7 protein-coding genes, 1 tRNA gene and 1 pseudogene are annotated in these 16,948 nt (G+C 59.8%); 6 read left to right on the top strand and 3 right to left on the bottom strand.

The genetic code is table 11. The features are described 5' to 3' along the window. Positions 1–24: 24 nt before the first annotated feature. The gene (locus VIL88_RS12745; RefSeq protein WP_331989409.1) at positions 25–780 is read left to right on the top strand and encodes an invasion associated locus B family protein; all 756 of its coding nucleotides are present in this window, start codon (positions 25–27) and stop codon (positions 778–780) included. A 71-nt stretch (positions 781–851) separates the two neighbouring features. On the opposite strand, the gene VIL88_RS12740 is transcribed toward VIL88_RS12745, so the two are convergent. Continuing rightward, positions 852–2,003, bottom strand: coding sequence for an FAD-dependent monooxygenase (locus VIL88_RS12740; protein WP_331989407.1), 1,152 nt, complete (start codon positions 2,001–2,003; stop codon positions 852–854). 177 nt (positions 2,004–2,180) lie between these two features. On the opposite strand from VIL88_RS12740, the gene VIL88_RS12735 reads away from it, so the two are divergent. The 5 genes from VIL88_RS12735 to VIL88_RS12715 all read left to right on the top strand — a co-directional run bounded on the left by VIL88_RS12735 (position 2,181) and on the right by VIL88_RS12715 (position 5,648). Next, positions 2,181–3,116 (top strand): TerC family protein, encoded by a 936-nt coding sequence (locus VIL88_RS12735; RefSeq protein ID WP_331989405.1) that lies wholly within the window; start codon positions 2,181–2,183, stop codon positions 3,114–3,116. Then, positions 3,113–4,084, top strand: a complete 972-nt coding sequence (locus VIL88_RS12730) for a quinone oxidoreductase (protein ID WP_331989403.1) — start codon at positions 3,113–3,115, stop codon at positions 4,082–4,084. The genes VIL88_RS12735 and VIL88_RS12730 overlap by 4 nt, the downstream gene beginning before the upstream one ends. Positions 4,085–4,135: 51 nt before the next feature. Continuing rightward, positions 4,136–4,225: transfer RNA gene (locus tag VIL88_RS12725), tRNA-Ser, on the top strand. A 373-nt stretch (positions 4,226–4,598) separates the two neighbouring features. Then, positions 4,599–4,868 carry a DUF2312 domain-containing protein gene (locus VIL88_RS12720; RefSeq protein ID WP_331989401.1) on the top strand — a complete coding sequence of 90 codons (270 nt, stop codon included), beginning with the start codon at positions 4,599–4,601 and terminating at the stop codon, positions 4,866–4,868. Between the two features lie 513 nt (positions 4,869–5,381). Continuing rightward, positions 5,382–5,648 (top strand): hypothetical protein, encoded by a 267-nt coding sequence (locus VIL88_RS12715; RefSeq protein ID WP_331989399.1) that lies wholly within the window; start codon positions 5,382–5,384, stop codon positions 5,646–5,648. Between the two features lie 384 nt (positions 5,649–6,032). On the opposite strand, the pseudogene VIL88_RS12710 reads toward VIL88_RS12715, so the two are convergent. Both VIL88_RS12710 and VIL88_RS12705 read right to left on the bottom strand, forming a co-directional pair. Beyond that, positions 6,033–6,653, bottom strand: a pseudogene (locus VIL88_RS12710) (IS3 family transposase); the annotation flags it as partial. Positions 6,654–6,864: 211 nt separating this feature from the next. Next, positions 6,865–16,569 (bottom strand): calcium-binding protein, encoded by a 9,705-nt coding sequence (locus VIL88_RS12705; RefSeq protein WP_331989397.1) that lies wholly within the window; start codon positions 16,567–16,569, stop codon positions 6,865–6,867. Between the last annotated feature and the right edge of the window lie 379 nt (positions 16,570–16,948).

Here is a 16,948-nt window from a genome sequence, read left to right as displayed (position 1 = left end):
CGCCAAAGAAGCCAAGGAAATTCTATGAACATCAGGAAACCTATTGTTGCTGGTTTCGCGGTGGCCGCGCTCATGCTGTCCCCGCTCTCGGCCTTCGCTCAGGACGCTGCCCCTGCGGAAGCTCCGGCTGCCGAGGCGCCGGCTGCAGATGCTCCCGCGGCCGATGCCGCAGCGGTCCCCAATGCCGGCAACGCCAATCCGAGCCAGAACTGGCTCAAGGTTTGCGATCCGCTGCCCGATGGCCAGCAGGCTTGCATCATGCGCCAGGTGGTCCTGGCCAACGGCAATTTCCTCGGTTCCTTCCTGCTGCGCGATGATCCGGGCCAGGAATCGCGCCTCCTCGCCGTGGCCGCCGTGCCGCTCGGCGTGCTGCTGCCCTTCGGCCTGACCTGGCAGATCGACAATGCCAAGCCGGTCCGCGTACCCTATATGCTGTGCGATCCCACCTCCTGCGCCACGCAGCTGGTGATCAACGAGCAGTATGTGAACTCCCTCAAGAAAGGCAGCACGCTCAAGCTCACCGCCAAGAACCGGCAGAATCAGGATCTCACCATCGAGATCACCCTAGCCGGCTTCACTGCTGCCTATGACGGCGAAGCTGCGCTGACCTTCGACGAATTCCGCCAGGAAACTTCGGGCGAGAATGCGCTGGAGCAGGTGCTGCAGGACCGTGCCGAGTCGCTGCGCCAGCAGCTCAATGGTGGTGCTGCTCCTGCCGATGGTGCGGCACCCGCTGCCGACCCTGCTGCGGCACCGGCCGAAGCCCCTGCTGCGCAGTAAGCCAGTCGAACAGATCAGAAAAAGGCGCGGGAGACCGCGCCTTTTTTGTTTGTGCCAGAGCGTGAGGGAGGTCAGCGGCGGCCCATGCCTACGGCGAAGGCCTGCTTGCGCAGTACTGGCGCGAGCTTGAGCGCCCAAAGACCACCGGCGCGCAGGGCCTGCGCCGGGATCATTTCGGCCAGAAGCGAGCGGAAGAGGGTGTCGACCATGCCACCGGTCCGCGCCAGATCATTGGCACGGCGGCGTGCATAGTCGCGGCTGACCACATGGGCCCAGTCCGGCGCGCTACGGTCGACGGTAGCGAGAGCGCTGGCAAGATCGGCCACGTCCCGCAGGCCGAGGTTAAGGCCCTGCGCTCCGATCGGGGGGAAGGCGTGGGCGGCTTCGCCCACAAGCACCACGCCCTCGGTTCCGGCACGGTCGACCGTCAGGTTGCTGAGCGGGAAGACGAAGGCCGGACTTACGAGCGAAATGCGGCCGAACAGGCGCTGCGACTTTTCCTGCAGCAGGGCGAGCAGGGACTCGGGAGAGCCCTCCCTGGCGGCAACAAGAACCTGGTGATCGTCGATCCAGACGAGGTTTGCACGATTGCCGCCAGCCGGTACCAGGGTGAAAGGTCCCTGCGGATAATGGAATTCGATCGAGGTGCCGCCGATGGGGCGGCCGAGATCGAGGTCACAGACCAGGGCCGACTGGGTGAAGGCGGTTTCGCGGGCGACAAGCCCTGCGGCGCCGCGGACGAGCGACTTCTTGCCGTCGGCACCCACGATCAGCGGGGCCTGGAGACGTGAGCCATCGGCCAGCGTCGCAGTGCCCGCCTCGAGCGTTGCGAGGCTTGCTGCCTCGACGCGAAGATTTGGCAATTCATGCGCCACGGCCTGGAAGCGCTCCATCAGGCGCATATTGGCGAAATTCCAGCCAAAGGCGGCGAGGCCAGCCTCGGCTGCGTCGAACAGCGTTTCGGGCGCCCGGATCAACCGGTTGGTGGCGTCGATGATGCGGATCTGGGTGAGCGGGTGGCCGATCTCTTCGGGGTCGTTCACGAGGCCCGCTGACTGGAGATATTCAACGCTCGGCATCATCAGGGCCGACGTGCGGCGGTCGGGCGGAGCGGGGGGAGCCAGATGGATCGTCTCGAGCCCGGCCTGCGCCACGGCGATGGCTGCGGCCATGCCTGCAAGGCCGCCACCGACAACAAGGGCATCTGCGTCTGGCTGGCTCATGGTTCCTCGCGGTCTGCGTCGCATCTGCCTACAAGCTATCACCGCGTGGGCCGCGCCGGCCAGTGGCGGGGGAGCGACCTTGTGCCGCCTGTGTGGCAGCAGAAAAGCCTGTGCAGGGACTTTCCTCCCCCGCGGCCGCCACTTAGATATGTTTGCTCAATCAAGAGGGAGTGAACGATGCTTGAACTGCTCGCCGATCCAAATGTCTGGGTCGCCTTTGCCACGCTGACGATCATGGAGATCGTGCTGGGCATCGACAACATCGTGTTCATCTCGGTGCTGGTGTCGCGCCTGCCGCGCGAGCAGGCAGAGTTCGCCCGCAAGCTCGGCATCGGCCTGGCGCTGGCCTTCCGAATCGTCCTCCTGTTCCTGATCAGCTGGATCGTGCAGTTGCAGGACCCCGTCTTCTCGGCCCTGGGCCACGACTTCTCGTGGAAGGACATCATCCTCGTCGCTGGTGGCGGCTTCCTGATCTACAAGGCCACCCATGAAATGCATGCGGCAATCGAGGACGACCACGAGGTCGGTCTGGCCGATGCCGCCAAGGCGACGCTGCAGGCGATCCTGCTGCAGATCGTTTTGATCGACATGGTGTTTTCCATCGACTCGATCATCACGGCGGTGGGCATGGTGCCCGCCGACCAGGTCTTCGTCATGGTTGCGGCCGTGCTGGTGGCGGTTGCGGTGATGTTTGTGGCCTCGGGCCCGATCGCCAAGTTCGTGGCCGATCACCCCACCACCAAGATGCTGGCGCTGTCCTTCCTCCTTCTGATCGGCGTGACGCTGGTGGCCGACGGCTTCGGCTTCCATATCCCCAAAGGCTACATCTATTCGGCCATGGCCTTCTCGGTGCTGGTGGAGGCGGTCAACATCTTCGCCAAGCAGCGCAAGCTCAAAAAGAGCGGTGCGCACAAGCCGAGCTTCACCCCCTTCACGGGTGATACGGGCTCCGTGTCTTCGGCCGCGGCTGTAGCGGCAGTGACCGGCAAGGGCGTTGCTACGCCTGCGGCGCCCCTAGTCACGGCCGCACCGGTGCGTCCGCGCACGACCCCGCAGTCCCGGGCGCAGTCGCGGCCCAAGTCGGCGCCACGCAAGCCGAAGTCGCCGCTGTGACCCGCGTCGTCGCCGTCCACAAGACGGGTGGGCCGGAGGTCATGACGTTGGAGGACTGGCCGCTGGCCAGTCCCGGCGCCGGCGAGGTCGCGATCCGGCAGACGGCCATTGGCCTCAACTTCATCGATACCTACCAGCGCTCGGGGCTTTATCCGGTCACCTTGCCCTTTGTCGCGGGCAGCGAAGGGGCTGGCGTGGTGACGGCTGTAGGGGAGGGCGTCAGCGGGTTCGAGGTGGGTGACCGCGTCGCCTATCAGGGCCAGCTCGGTGCCTATGCCGAGGAGCGGCTGGTTTCGGCGGAAAAACTCGTGCCCGTTCCCGATGGGGTGGATGACCGCACGGCTGCGGCCGTGATGCTCAAGGGCCTGACGGCGTTCTATCTCCTGTTCAAGACCTGGCCGGTGCAACGAGGCGAGACCATCCTCTGGCATGCGGCGGCCGGCGGCGTCGGCCTGATCGCCACGCAATGGGCCAAGGCGCTCGGTGCCACGGTGATCGGGACTGCCGGCAGCGACAGCAAGGTGCAACTGGCCAAGGCGCATGGTTGCGACCATGTCATCAACTACAACCAGGAAGACTTCGCCGAGCGGGTGCGGGAGCTTACCGGGGGCAGGGGCGTCGACGTGGTCTATGACGGCGTGGGCAAGTCGACATTCGAAAAGTCGCTCGACTGCCTGCGGCCGCGTGGGCTCATGGTGAGCTTCGGCAATGCCTCCGGCGTCGTATCGATCCCTGACATCACCCTCCTGATGCGCAAAGGTTCGCTTTACGTCACGCGGCCCACCACGGCGCATTACTTCGCCACGCGGGAGGCGCTGCTCGAGGGCACGACGGCGCTGTTCGGCGCCATCGAAAGCGGCGCCATCCAGGTCGAGATTGGCCGCAGCTTTCCGCTTGGCGAGGCTGCCGCAGCCCACCAGGCGCTCGAGGCCCGCGAGACGACCGGCTCGGTCGTGCTCCTGCCCTGATAGCGGCCGGGCTGGACAGCCCGGTCCACTATCGCTAAAGGCTGACCTCACGGGTAGATGGCAGAGTGGTTGATTGCTCCGGTCTTGAAAACCGGCGAACGTGCAAGCGTTCCGGGGGTTCGAATCCCTCTCTACCCGCCACTCCTCCAGCAACCAATATTCTCCGAGCCGTAGGGCAGGGGTAAGAACCCCAGCCTTCGCCGCCTTTGCGGCCGGACCTGTTGACTATCGACGTAACCGGAGGAGCCCAAAGGCTCTCTCCACCCCGGTTGTTCTCTAAAGCTGGTGACTTCGGCGACTTGGTATCCAGACAAGAATGCATTCATTCGCAACAGGTTAGCGCGAGCGACTATCCTGAATTGGAACCGCTCCACTCGGACAACGAAAGCTCCTGCATTCGAAATCCACCGGGTGCTTCGCAATAGCTGTGAAGTACCAAGCGGCCCTGGTGGATGGTTTACGCTTCATCAACCCGCTCCCTTGAGATTGCTCACTTCAATGCAAAGGAGCCACCATGAATGACGTTGGGATTGCAGGCGGCCGCATCCGCTCGTTCGTCGAACGTATCGAGCACATTGAAGCCGAGATCGCTGAGCTGAACGAAGGCAAGAAGGAAGTCTTCGCTGAAGCCAAGGGCGAAGGCTTCGACATCAAGGTGATCAAGGAGATCATCAAACTGCGCAAGCAGGATCAGGACGAGCGAGACGAGCAGGAAACTCTCCTCGATCTCTACATGAAGGCCATGGACAGCGCCTCCGTCGCTGACGAAGCTCAGGCTGCATAATTCAACTGCGCTGGGCTGGCAGACAGCCCAGCGCATCCAATTTGGTCACCGCTTCATACCCGTGCAGGCAAGCTATTCGTCCGCTGAGCGCCCATTCCGGCCGTTCAGGCAGGGCATCGACTTCCTGAAACCGGTCAGTCCGGTTAGCGTCTCGCCAACGTCGAAAACGGGGTGGAAAGCGAAATGGCCCTTCCGGGCGCGATAGAGTACGCTGCCCTATTCGCTTGGCCATAGAGCGCGCTGCTATGGTCCTGTCCATGAAAAGGAAGCGACAGATGCAGGTCGACGGATCGTGTCACTGCGGGGCTATAACCTTTGAAGCCAACATTGATCCGGACAAAGTTCGCATATGCCACTGCGGCGATGTCAGCAACTGTCTGGCACTGCCTTTCGTGTCATGGTTCCATGCTCGGAGAGTGACTTCCGTCTGCTGGCACATGCGCCCTGTGTGAGATACACAAGTGAGATGCCCAGCCAACAGGCTACAAGAGGCATTGCTCTGAAGGAGCTCCAATGAACAATCGAAACACCATCATCGGCGTCGTTGCGATCGTCGCACTCGTGCTGATCGTCGTCCTCATAATGAACAACCGCAGCGGCGGCGGTGTCAGCGTCTCGACCACAACGCCTGCCGCCACCACCACCGAAACACCAGCAGCTACTCCGGCGCCGGCAGCACCCGCTGCAACCGCCCCTGCATCGACTACGACCGAAACAGCTCCGGCAGCTACTCCCGCGCCTGCTGAGACGACCACGCCAGTTGCGCCCGCAGCTCAGTAAGCTCGTGTCTCTCAAGGTGGCGGCCGTTAAGGTCGCCGCCCTCTTATTTGATAGCCGCTCGACAATCGCGCCAAAGCGGCTTCGAGTAGCGACAGTCCGGCAGGTCTGTGGAAGCGGCCGGACTGAAACGCGCCCCATTCCGGTCATTCCTCTCGTCTTTTTTGATTCTCCAAGGGCGGACGCGCTGAAGACTTTGCCGGCACAGCCTTTGCGGTGCATCGTTATCTGGCTAGTTTCTGGAATTGACGAGCACTCAATTGACCGATCAATCCCGGTTGCCATTATCTGAGCTGGGTCAGACTTGTGGACCGAAGTGTCGATGCCCTAACCTGCGCCCCATGTTCCCTCCGGTTTTGAGGAGAGTCCATTGGTTGATGTTTGGCCCTATGCGGCCTGCTTTTCCAGTGCCAGTCGCGTGGCGAACTCATTGGGCGTGAGGTTGCCCAGCGAGGAGTGCGGTCTTTGGCTGTTGTAGTCCTCCTTCCATGCGCTGATCCGGTCCCGCGCCTCGGGTAACGACGAGAGCAGGGTCTCATTGAGGCATTCGTCGCGGAAGCTGCCGTTGAAGCTCTGGATGAAGCCGTTCTGCATTGGCTTGCCGGGAGCGATGTAGTGCCAGTCGATCTGCCGGTCTTCGGACCAGCGCAGGATCGCCATGCTGGTGAACTCGGTGCCATTGTCGCTGACCACCGTAAGAGGTGGACCGCGCCTGGCGATGATGGCGTCAAGTTCGCGCACCACTCGTCCACCGGACAGCGATGTATCGGCAACCAAAGCCAGGCACTCCCGCGTGTGGTCGTCCACCACGGTCAGCACCCGGAAACGGCGACCATCGGTGAAGGCATCGCTGACGAAGTCCAGGCTCCAGCGCTGGTTGGGCCGATCTGGCACCAGCATTGGCCGCCGCGTGCCCAGAGCCCGTTTGCGACCGCCGCGCTTGCGGACCTGAAGCTTCTCCTCGCCATAGAGCCACCTGAGCTTCTTGATGTTCATCGCGATCCCCTGTCAGCATCAGCAGGTTGGACATCAGGCTGACGATGAACAGGGCAATCAGTGGCGACGCCGGAACAATTGCGTTTTCGGCGGGCCAAACGGCCAGCCGCACTGACGTTGAAGGTAGAGCGGTCGCACTCATGGATTAGATTGGCGCGAAATCGAAGATAGCAGTTGGACCATGGGATCCCTGCAAGGCGGGCGCGGAGGCTAAAAAATCGCGCTATACAAATCGAAAATCGTCCGCTGAAAGCTGGCTCAGGCTCACCCCATAGAGCTTGACATGAACGCCGCCATCGAAATTGATCACGCTAAAACCTGAAACAGACCAGTCTACGGCATTCGCCATCAGCTCGGCGAAAGTCGAAACACTTTGCCCGTGTAGTTCGATGACATCGCCGTTCGCTGTCCCGCCGTGCGCCTCGAAGTCAGAGATGCCGTCGTTACCGTCTCCTAGCCTGAAGACGAAGATATCGTTGCCACTGCCGCCGGAAAGCCAGTCGTAGTCTGTATCCGTGCCGCCCTCGAGAATGTCGTCTCCGTCACCGCCCGTGAGAGTGTCGATGCCTGTGCCCCCCTTAAGAATATCCATACCGCGGCTACCCTGGAGAATATCGTTGCCTGCACCACCCATCAGTGTGTCATCGCCATAGGAACCATCAAGGGAATCATTGCCGTCTTCGCCGGAAAGTATGTTGTTCCCTTCATTGCCAGAAATACGATTTGCGAGACTATTGCCAATACCAGTACTGTTTCCGCTGGACCAGTTGAGCATAAGATTTTCTAAGTTGGCACCAAGGGTATAGCTCGCGAGATTCGAAGTTACTTGGTCTATCCCCTCGCCAGCGTCCTCAACGATCACATCTTGGGCGTCACTTAGTTTATAAGAGTCATCTCCCAAGCCACCGATCATAATGTCGGCGCCTGCGTCCCCTTGCATCGAGTCCCGGCCGTCACCACCGATAAGCGTGTCGTCTCCGTCACCACCCCATAAAACGTCGTCGCCTTCATGGCCATTGAGCGTATTGGACGCAGCGTTCCCCACAATGGTGTTGTTGAGATTGTTTCCGGTTCCGTCGATCACATTTGACCAAAGGAGGCGCAACGCTTCCACATTTTCGCTCAGGACGTATGTGACTGATGACTGAACCTCGTCATCACCCTCATTGGCGTATTCAGAGACCAAGTCCCAAGCGTCATCGACGTAATAGACATCGTTTCCGAGACCACCAATCATGGTGTCGGCGCCGGCCCCACCGTCAAGGATATCTCCGTCAGCACCGCCAACCAGGGTGTCATTGCCCTGACCTCCGTACAACCTATCGCTGCCGACGCCGCCCTCCAGGACGTTGTCGGCGATGTTGCCGGTCAGTCGGTTCGCTAAATTGTTCCCGGTACCGTTGATCGCGCCGCTGCCGGTCAATATCAAATTCTCGACGTTGCCTAATACGCTGAGGCTAAAACTGAACGAGGCCTTTACCACGTCGGTTCCAGTGCCGAACTCGTCCACTACGTCGCCAGCATTGTCCACCACGTAGGTATTGTTGCCATCACCCCCGATCAGAGTGTCTGCGCCAGCGCCTCCATCCAACACATCGTCGCCGGCCCCGCCATTCAAGACGTTGTTGGCGCTGTTGCCGGTCAGCACGTTCGCGAGGCTATTGCCAGTGCCATTGATCGTACCACTGCCCGTCAAGGTTAGGTTTTCAACGTTGCTGCCCAAAATAAACGAGACAGAACTCTGCACGTGATCCGTGCCAGTGCCGGAGGTCTCTTCCACTACGTCGCCAGTGTTGTCCACCACGTAGGTGTCATTGCCATCACCCCCGATCAGAGTGTCCGCGCCAGCGCCTCCATCCAACACATCGTTGCCGCCCCCACCATTCAAGACGTTGTTCGCGCTGTTGGCGGTCAGCACGTTCGCAAGGCTGTTGCCAGTGCCGTTGATCGCACCACTGCCCGTCAAGGTCAGGTTTTCAACGTTGCTGCCTAAGATAAACGAAACAGAACTCTGCACTTGATCCGTGCCAGTGCCGAAGGTCTCGTCGACCATATCGCCGGCATCGTCCACGACGTAGGTGTCGTTGCCATAACCGCCGATCAGAATGTCCGCTCCAGCTCCGCCATCAAGCACGTTATTCCCGGAATTGCCCGTTAGAACGTTGGCCTGCAGGTTACCAGTGGCGTTGATCGACGCCGCCCCCGTGAGGGAGAGGTTCTCCACAGTGCTCAGGGTGGCGATGGAATACGTTAGGGACGTCTGCACGGTGTCGCTGCCCGTACCGCTCTCGACAACGATATCGCCGAGGCTGTCAACAACGTAAACATCGTTGCCGTCGCCGCCGATGAGTGTGTCAGCGCCGCCCCCCCCGTCCAGCCTGTTGCTGCCCCCGTTGCCCGTCAGAATGTTCTCAAGGCCATTACCGGTGCCGTTAATCGAAGCGGTGCCGGTCAGCGTCAGCCGTTCAACATTGGCGCCCAGAGCGTAGCTCACCGACGCCTGGACCGTGTCGGTGCCCTCGTTGGCGTTTTCGGTCACCACATCTCCGGCAGTATCCACCATGTAAAAGTCGTCGCCGATCCCGCCTGTCAGCGTGTCGATGCCGGCGCCTCCATCAAGCGTGTCATTGCCGGCACCGCCGTTGAGTATGTTTGCCCCTCCATTACCGGTAAGGACGTTGTTAAGGTTGTTGCCGGTCCCGTTGATCGCAGAATATCCAACGAGGATCAGATTCTCTAGATTAGCACCCAGAGCGTAGCTTATGGACGAACTTACAAGGTCGGTCCCCTCGCTCGCGCCCTCTGTCACAACATCACCCGTGGCATCTACGACGTAGATGTCGTTGCCGGTGCCACCGACCAAAGTGTCGTTGCCCGCACCGCCGTCGAGCCTGTCATGACCACCGCCACCAGTCAGGGTGTTGGATGCTCCATTGCCGGTTATGGCGTTGTCCAGGCTGTTGCCGGTGCCGGTGATCGCGGCCGCGCCGGTAAGCACCAAATGTTCGAGGTTGCTGCCCAACGTGTAGGTGATGGATGACTTAACGACATCCGCACCCTCATTGGCGTTTTCCGTGACAACATCGCCAACGTTGTCCACGACATAAGTGTCGTTACCCTTGCCGCCGATCATGGTATCGGCGCCGGCGCCGCCGTCCAGGGTGTCGTTACCAGCAGCACCGCCCAGCGTCTCGTTAGTTGCGCCACCCGTGATTGCATACGCCAGCTCGTTGCCATCGGCGCTGACCGTAGTTGTCACACTCTGCTTCAAGGTCCAGTTTCTGCCGTAGTCGCTAACCGTCTTGACCTTGCTGCCATCCGATCGGATCAGTAAGGTCTCGAAATGCTCGACGTACCCGTCGTTGGTAACCTCCTCCCTCCTCAGCGACACGGTGTTGCCATCGGCGCTGATCGTCTGCGTCGCACTTGCAACCACTGTCCCGCTTGCATTCGTGTCGGAGATAACGCCGACCTGCGAACCGTCGATGTTGGTCGTCCAGGTTTCGGTGTGCTCGTAGGTGCCGTTGCCATCATAATCGGCCTGCACCGTGCGAGAGTTGCCGTCGGCACTGACAGTGGTAAGCGTGGTTGCCGCCACGGTCTTGTGGGTGGAGGCGATTGCCGAGCTCCATACAATATCGCCAACCGGCGGCGCGAAGGCCCGTGCCGCTGTGTTGTCGGTGGTCATCGTCATGATGGAGCCGTCGATCTTGGTGACGGTGGTCGAGGTCTCGTCCACCGATCCGTTACCGTCAACGTCAACTGTCGCGGTGACCGTGTTGCCATCGGCGCTGACCGATGTGGCAGCCGTCTGCAGCAACACCGGTGAGATTGCCGTCGCGACGTTGTTGACGATGTCGCTGATTTTGTAGATTCGCAGCGTCGTGCTGGTCGAACCGTCGGCGTTCGCGATATTGGTTCTTGTGGTCGAGCGGTCATTGAGACCGTCGCCGTCCAGATCTCGCAGCGACGTAACGGTCAGCCCGTCGGCACTGGTGGTCGTCATCAGCTTGCCGGTCAGGGCCGCGTTCGACCCGAACTCTGAGACCACGGTCGTCGAACTGCCATCGACCCAGCGGGTCGTTAGCTCTGACTGGTCCGTGATACCGTCGCCATCGGCGTCGCGGGTTGTCGTTACGGTGCGACCGTCAGCGCTGACCTGAACGACGGTTTTGTCCTTGAGCCCCCCGCCGGTGAGGATGGCCGTCCAGTGCACGGTGCTGGTCGTCGTGATCGTCGAACCGTCCGCCAGTGTATCGCGGGCGATGGTCTGAACTTCCTCATAACTGCCCGACCCATCCATGTCCTTCTGGATGGTGGTGGTCCGTCCATCGGCGCTGGTGTTCGTCACCGCCTTGGACATCAGTGCCCCAATCGTTCCGGTATTGGTGAGGGTCTCGGTGGTCGAACCGTTGACGTTCTTCACCAAGACATCGGTTGACGTCTGAGAATAGCTCCCGGTGCCGCCAGTGTCCCACTGCTTTGTAGTGCTGAGCCCGTCGGCGCTGGTCGTCACTGCATAACGGCTCTTGAGCGTTGCGCCGACGAAGTTGCTGATCGTCTCGGTACGGGAGCCATTGGCGTTGAGCACTGTGACGTCGGTCTGGCTCGCCCCGAAGCTACCTGAGCCGGTGAGGTCGTACTGCGTGGTGGTCGACAGGCCGTCGGCACTGGTGGTGATGACGGCCTTCTCGTTGAGCGTCACCGCGTATGCTGGGTCGGCCGAGGAGGCGACGCCGCCACTGAGCGTCGAGTTGGAGGTCATCCGCACGCGGCTGCCATCGGCATTGAGGATGACGACCTCGGTGGTCTGATTCTCGGCGAGACCGTTGCCATCGGCGTCATAGCGGATGGCGCGCGACAGCCCATCGGCGCTGACGGTCTCGTAGTGGCCACTAAGCGACCCATAGAGCCTCCCGGCTGCCGACTGGACAGTCCCGTCCATGCTGGAGGTCAAGACCGAACCATCCGCACGCACCGTTTGAACGACAGTCTGATCGACCGCGCCATCGCCATAGATATCCCTAGTAGTGGTGACGCTGCGGTCGTCGGCGCTGGTGATGACGGTGGACCGGTCGTGTAGCGAGCCATTGGCGTTGAGGGTCGAGATGGTCCGGGTCGTCGTGCCGTCCGCAGCAATGGTAGTCACATCGGTTTGGCTGCCAGTGAAGCTCCCGCTACCCGTCGCGTCCCATTGCGTGCTGATCGACAGACCGTCGGCGCTGGTCGTGACGACGGTCTTCTCCTTGAGGCTGCCATTGGCATTGAAGCTGGAGAGCGTTCGGGTCTTCGAGCCGTCGGCATTGAGTACGATCACGTCAGTTTGCGACTGGTCCGTCGTGCCATTGCCGTCGAGATCGGTGCTGACGCTAGTCGAAAGCCCGGTGCCTGACACCGTCTTGATCGAACGCGAGGCGAGCAGGCCCGCACTGGTGTAGTCGGAGGCTGTAGTGACGACGGAGCCATCGGCATTATTGGCGGACGAGATGACGGTATCATCGACCGTGTTGCCGTCGTGATCGATGGCGATGCTGGAAGACAGCCCATTGCCAGCGGTGGTCGCCACCGTCCGGGCAACAAGAATCCCACTGGCGCTGTAGGTCGACGCGGTGGTCGTCTTCGAGCCATCCATGTTGAACACCACGACGCTGGTTTCGACGGTGTCGGCGGTCGTGTGATTGCCGAGGTAGATCGATTTCGTCGTGCTCAGACCGTCATCGCTGACTCCAGTCACCGTTCTTCCAGTCTGGATCGTTCCGTCACCATTGTAGCTCGCGACGGTCTGGGTTTTCGAACCATCGGCGTTGAACACTGTGCCACTGGTAGTCTTGGCATCGAAGATTCCGTCACCATTGGCGTCGATTTGGGTCGTCGTCGAGAGCCCATTGGCGCTTACGTCAACGAGTGTGCGGCCGACCTGGTTGATCGCGGCCGTGCCGGAGCCCTGGTACTCGGTCGTCGTTGTGGTGATCGTGCCGTCGCTGTTTAGCGTCTTGGCTGTGACCGCCGTGACATCAGTGACAGTATCGCCATTGGCATCCTCACTCGTCGTCACCGTCAGCCCATCGGCACTGACTATCGCTGTGGAGTTGCCGAGCAGCGTCGCCCCGTCCAGGGAATAGTGCAAGTTGGTCTGCGTCTTCGAGCCATCGGCATTCGAGACCGTGGTGACGGTGCTCTCGGGCAGGGTATTGCTGTTGACATAACTCTTGACCGTCGTCGTCAACCGATCGGCGCTGATATCGGTGATGGCACGGCCCGTCTGCAGTAGGTTGGTGCCGGCAAACGCCGTTACCGTTTGCGTCGTCGATCCGTTCGCATTGAGGACGGTAACGCTGGTAGCCTTTTGATGCGGCGAGGTAGATGCGTTAAGGTAACGCAACTCCGTGACGGATAGGCCGTCGGCGCTGGTCGTCACTGCGACTTTGCCGAGCTGAACGGTCCCCGCACCATTCCGCAGGATTTCCGTTACCGTCGAGGATCCGTCGGCGTTGACCACCTTGGTTGAGGTACTGGTTGCATCAATGGTGTCGTCGCCATTCTGGTCGAGTTGGGTGGTCCGACTCAAGCCATTGGCGCTGGTCGTTGTAATCGATCGGGACAGCAGCGTGCTTCCGTCCGGCGAATAGACCGCGCTCGTCTCAACCGACTCGCCCGAGATGAGAGCGACGGTCTGCGCCCGGTCGGTGATGCCATCGCCGTCACTATCGACATTGATCGTCCGGGTTTTGCCGTCTGCGCTCCAGGTCGACACCGACCTGTGTAGCACCGTGCCATTACCGCTCGTGGCGGTGATCGTCTGGGTCGTGGAACCGTCGCCACCAAAGGTTTTGACGTCGGTGGTTACAAGGTCGTCGTCATTGTCGCCATCGACGTCAATCCGGATCGTCTTGCTGTGTCCGTCGGCGCTGAGGTCGGTCACCGAGCGGTCGCGCAGCGACGCGTTGCCATTGATATGGCTCGTGGTCGTCGTCGTGCTGCCATCGGCATTGCGGACGATCACGCTGCCGGTGGTGAGATCGGTCGTTGCATTGCCGTCGAGGTCGCTGACGACGTTTTTGATGCTGCCATCGGCCGAGCGGGCGGTCGCCGTGCTGCCAATCCGATGAGCCGCCGTCGTGCCGTCCCCGGCGTAGCTGGTCACAGTTTCAGTCCGGGTGCCGTCGGCGGCAACCGACGTCGTCTCGACGCGCGTGCCATTGATAACGCCATTGCCAGTCAGTTCGACCTGCACGATCTTGCTGAGACCATCGGCCGTGGTGATCGTGGTGACCTCGTCGTGCGTGGAACCGTTGGCGTTGACGGTCCTAACGGTCACGGTCTGCGTGCCGTTTGGAGCGGTAACGCGTGTTTCTACGCGATCGAAAATGGTACCCGAGCCGTTCGAATCGAGACTGACCGTAATGGTCCTGCCATCCGCACTGGTCTGGCGCTCTTCACGCGAGACGAGCACGGTGCCGCTGCCATCATAGGCGAGCACGCTCTCTGTGACCGATCCGTCGGCATTGTTGACCTTGGTGATGGTCTGCACGCGGTCGTTGACGGCATCGCCATTGTCGTCGAATGCCACGTTGCGGGTCAGCCCATCCGCACTTGTCGTCACCACTGTCTTCTTTTCGAGATTGCCCGCAGTATTGCGGGCAATGGTCTCGATCGCCGTTGATCCATTGGGGTTGGTGGTGACCGTTTCGGTGACCAGATAGCCGTCTATGTCGAACTTGAGAGTGGCGTCGCCCAGCAGCCCCGTGGTGCCATCGCTCTTGGTATATTGAGCGGTACCCAGCAGCTTGGAGCCGTCGGAATAAACCACTTCCTGGTTGTTGGTGACCAGGTCTAGGCCGGTAATCCCAAGCTGGGCCAGAGTCTTGAGCGTGCGAGTGCCATTGGCTTCCGTGACCAGAACCTTGAACAGCGACCAATCCTGGTCCGCTGCTGTCAGCCGGCCATCGTGATTTGTGTCGAAAACATTGCGCAGCGCCTCGAGGTCGGAGCGCGCCGTACTGTCCCATTGGGTGAAGTCGATTTCATTGGCGCGGTTGATCAACCCGTCATTGCCGCTATCACGCACCAGCACGCCATCGCCCGCGCTGGCCCAGGCCGTGCGATGCTGTAGACCGTCGTTCAACACGTCCAGAAATGTACTGGATGAGGACAGCGGGGTAATTTCAATGCCGTCTCCATCGAGATCGAGCAACACGGGCTTTCCGGATGAAGAGCCGGATGACGAGGAGTCCGACGATGAGCTCGAGGAACTGGATGAGGAAGGAGACTTCGGGGTGCCATGGTCGCTCTGGCTCGATTTGCTCCCGCCGGAATCGCTGGCGGTCGCGCCAGGCTTTGCATAATGGTCAAAATTACCCGTGGACGAATTATACTTCGCCACCACGTCACCAGGACTGTAAGGATTATTGTGCGGATCTACGATCTCTCCGCCCGGGGCGGCGGTCGTGTAACCCGTCTTCTGATTGGTGACCGAGCCATCCGCATTGACCACAGATGTGTAGCCGCTGCCGCTGGCAAACACGGTTCCAGCTGGCACAACCTTGCCCGATGCAAGGGTAACGCTCGGGCCGGTTCCTGTTTCCTGCCAATGCGCAAAAGCGCCGAGGTTTGCTGCATCATATTGCTTGGAGGGGGAAATGGGACCGTAGACCGCCTCTGCGGCGTCAATGGATTTGAGCTTCGCGCCCGCAAAGTTTGACGCCGGGCTCGTGTAGCCAGTATCATGATTGGTAACGGAGCCGTTCGGATTGACCGTGAGCCTATCGCCCGCGGCATTGGTGTGGTCTCCGATCGTGATGTCCTTGCCGGACGCAGTGAACACTGATGCGTTGTGAACGCGCACACCACCAGCAATATAGGTGTGGTAGTCCTCGACCTCGAAGTTGTAGGTCTTCCATCCCTTCTTGTAGACTTGCGCGAGGGCGAGATTGCCGACGATTGCAGAGACATAGCCTTCCGCTTGCTCGTAGAGGTTTGCGGTCGCTTCGGTATAGTGGATGTATTCGCCGGTCACTCTCGTGGTCGTGCCATCAGCAAGCACAATCTGGCTATCGGTGCGGAGGATATGCTCAATAGTCCGGAACTTGCCGAAGGCGTCTAGGAAGTGGTGGCCCGGGGTGACAGTCAGGCCGTTCGAGAGGACAATCCAAGTATCGGTGACGTTTTGGAAAATCTCCAGAACCACCTTTCCTTCGAGATTATAATGAAGACCGCAGAACGAAGCTACCACGTCCCCAACAGCTATCTCAGAAATTGTCTTGGCACTGCCGTCAGACCCACATATCAACGTAGCTCCAACGAAGCATTGGGGTGTTTCAAAGATTTGTATGCTAGTTTTTTTGTGGTGAAGCTCGCCATTGCTTTGATAAAGCTCAGAGAACTCGACGGTTCCATCCCAGTGGTCCGCCCAGTCCTGGTATATCGCTGTTAGCTCACCAGGTGATAGCAGGGACTTTTCAAAGCCAGGCACCCCAACGCCAACATTGAGTTGTCCGGAATTGATATTAGCCCCGATCAACTCCAATGCAGTTCTGGCATATCTGTTCGAATTGGTCAGATTGAATACGTACTCTATGTTCTCCTCATCTATCCTTTCATTCATTTTACTAAAGAGACCGGCCACTCCATAGACATCATTGGTGGTTCCGGATGCTATTATCTGCCGAGTATGAGGCGCCGTAAGCCCGAAGAGGTAATTGCCTGGAATCAAATGGCCCGCAATTCGGTCACTGGTTTCCCACGGCATGCCAAAAGGGCTGATTAGGCTGCCTTTCGTCGCTAGTCCGTTTAGCTCAAAGATGACACTACCATTGTCAACACCAGCAACCACAATGTGTCCTGCTAAATCTATGTTCAGTCCATTGAGTAGCGGAATACCTGAATTTGCAGTATTAATAGGAAATGTGCCTATCCAAAGCTCGGCCATTGAATTATTTCCAGGTTGCAGTTTGAACAACGATGCTTCCATGTTGGAAGCACAGGATCGCTTTCTCCAACACGTTGGAGATTGCCAGGCCTTTTGTATCTTTAGTTGCGTCCACGTAAACACAACCGTCTAGATGGTCACTAACGGAAAATGTGACGCTCCATTCGTAATTAATAGGCGTCCACTGCATTGCTTGCACCTTGCTCTGAAATGTTCCGGTGCAGCTTTCGTATGACCTAAGAATTAGCTCTAGTTTTTCTATAGAAATGGGGAGTGAGTTCCAGTCATTATGCGCTATTGTAGTATGAATAACGCTGGCGTCACACTTCCCTATCGGTAGAGTATATTCGCTAGATAACGCGGATGCAGGGAAGCAGAC

This window comes from Devosia sp. (assembly GCF_036563435.1).
Classification (GTDB): Bacteria; Pseudomonadota; Alphaproteobacteria; order Rhizobiales; family Devosiaceae; genus Devosia.
Note: the sequence above shows the minus strand (reverse complement) of the source record. Positions and strands in the feature narration are given on the sequence as shown.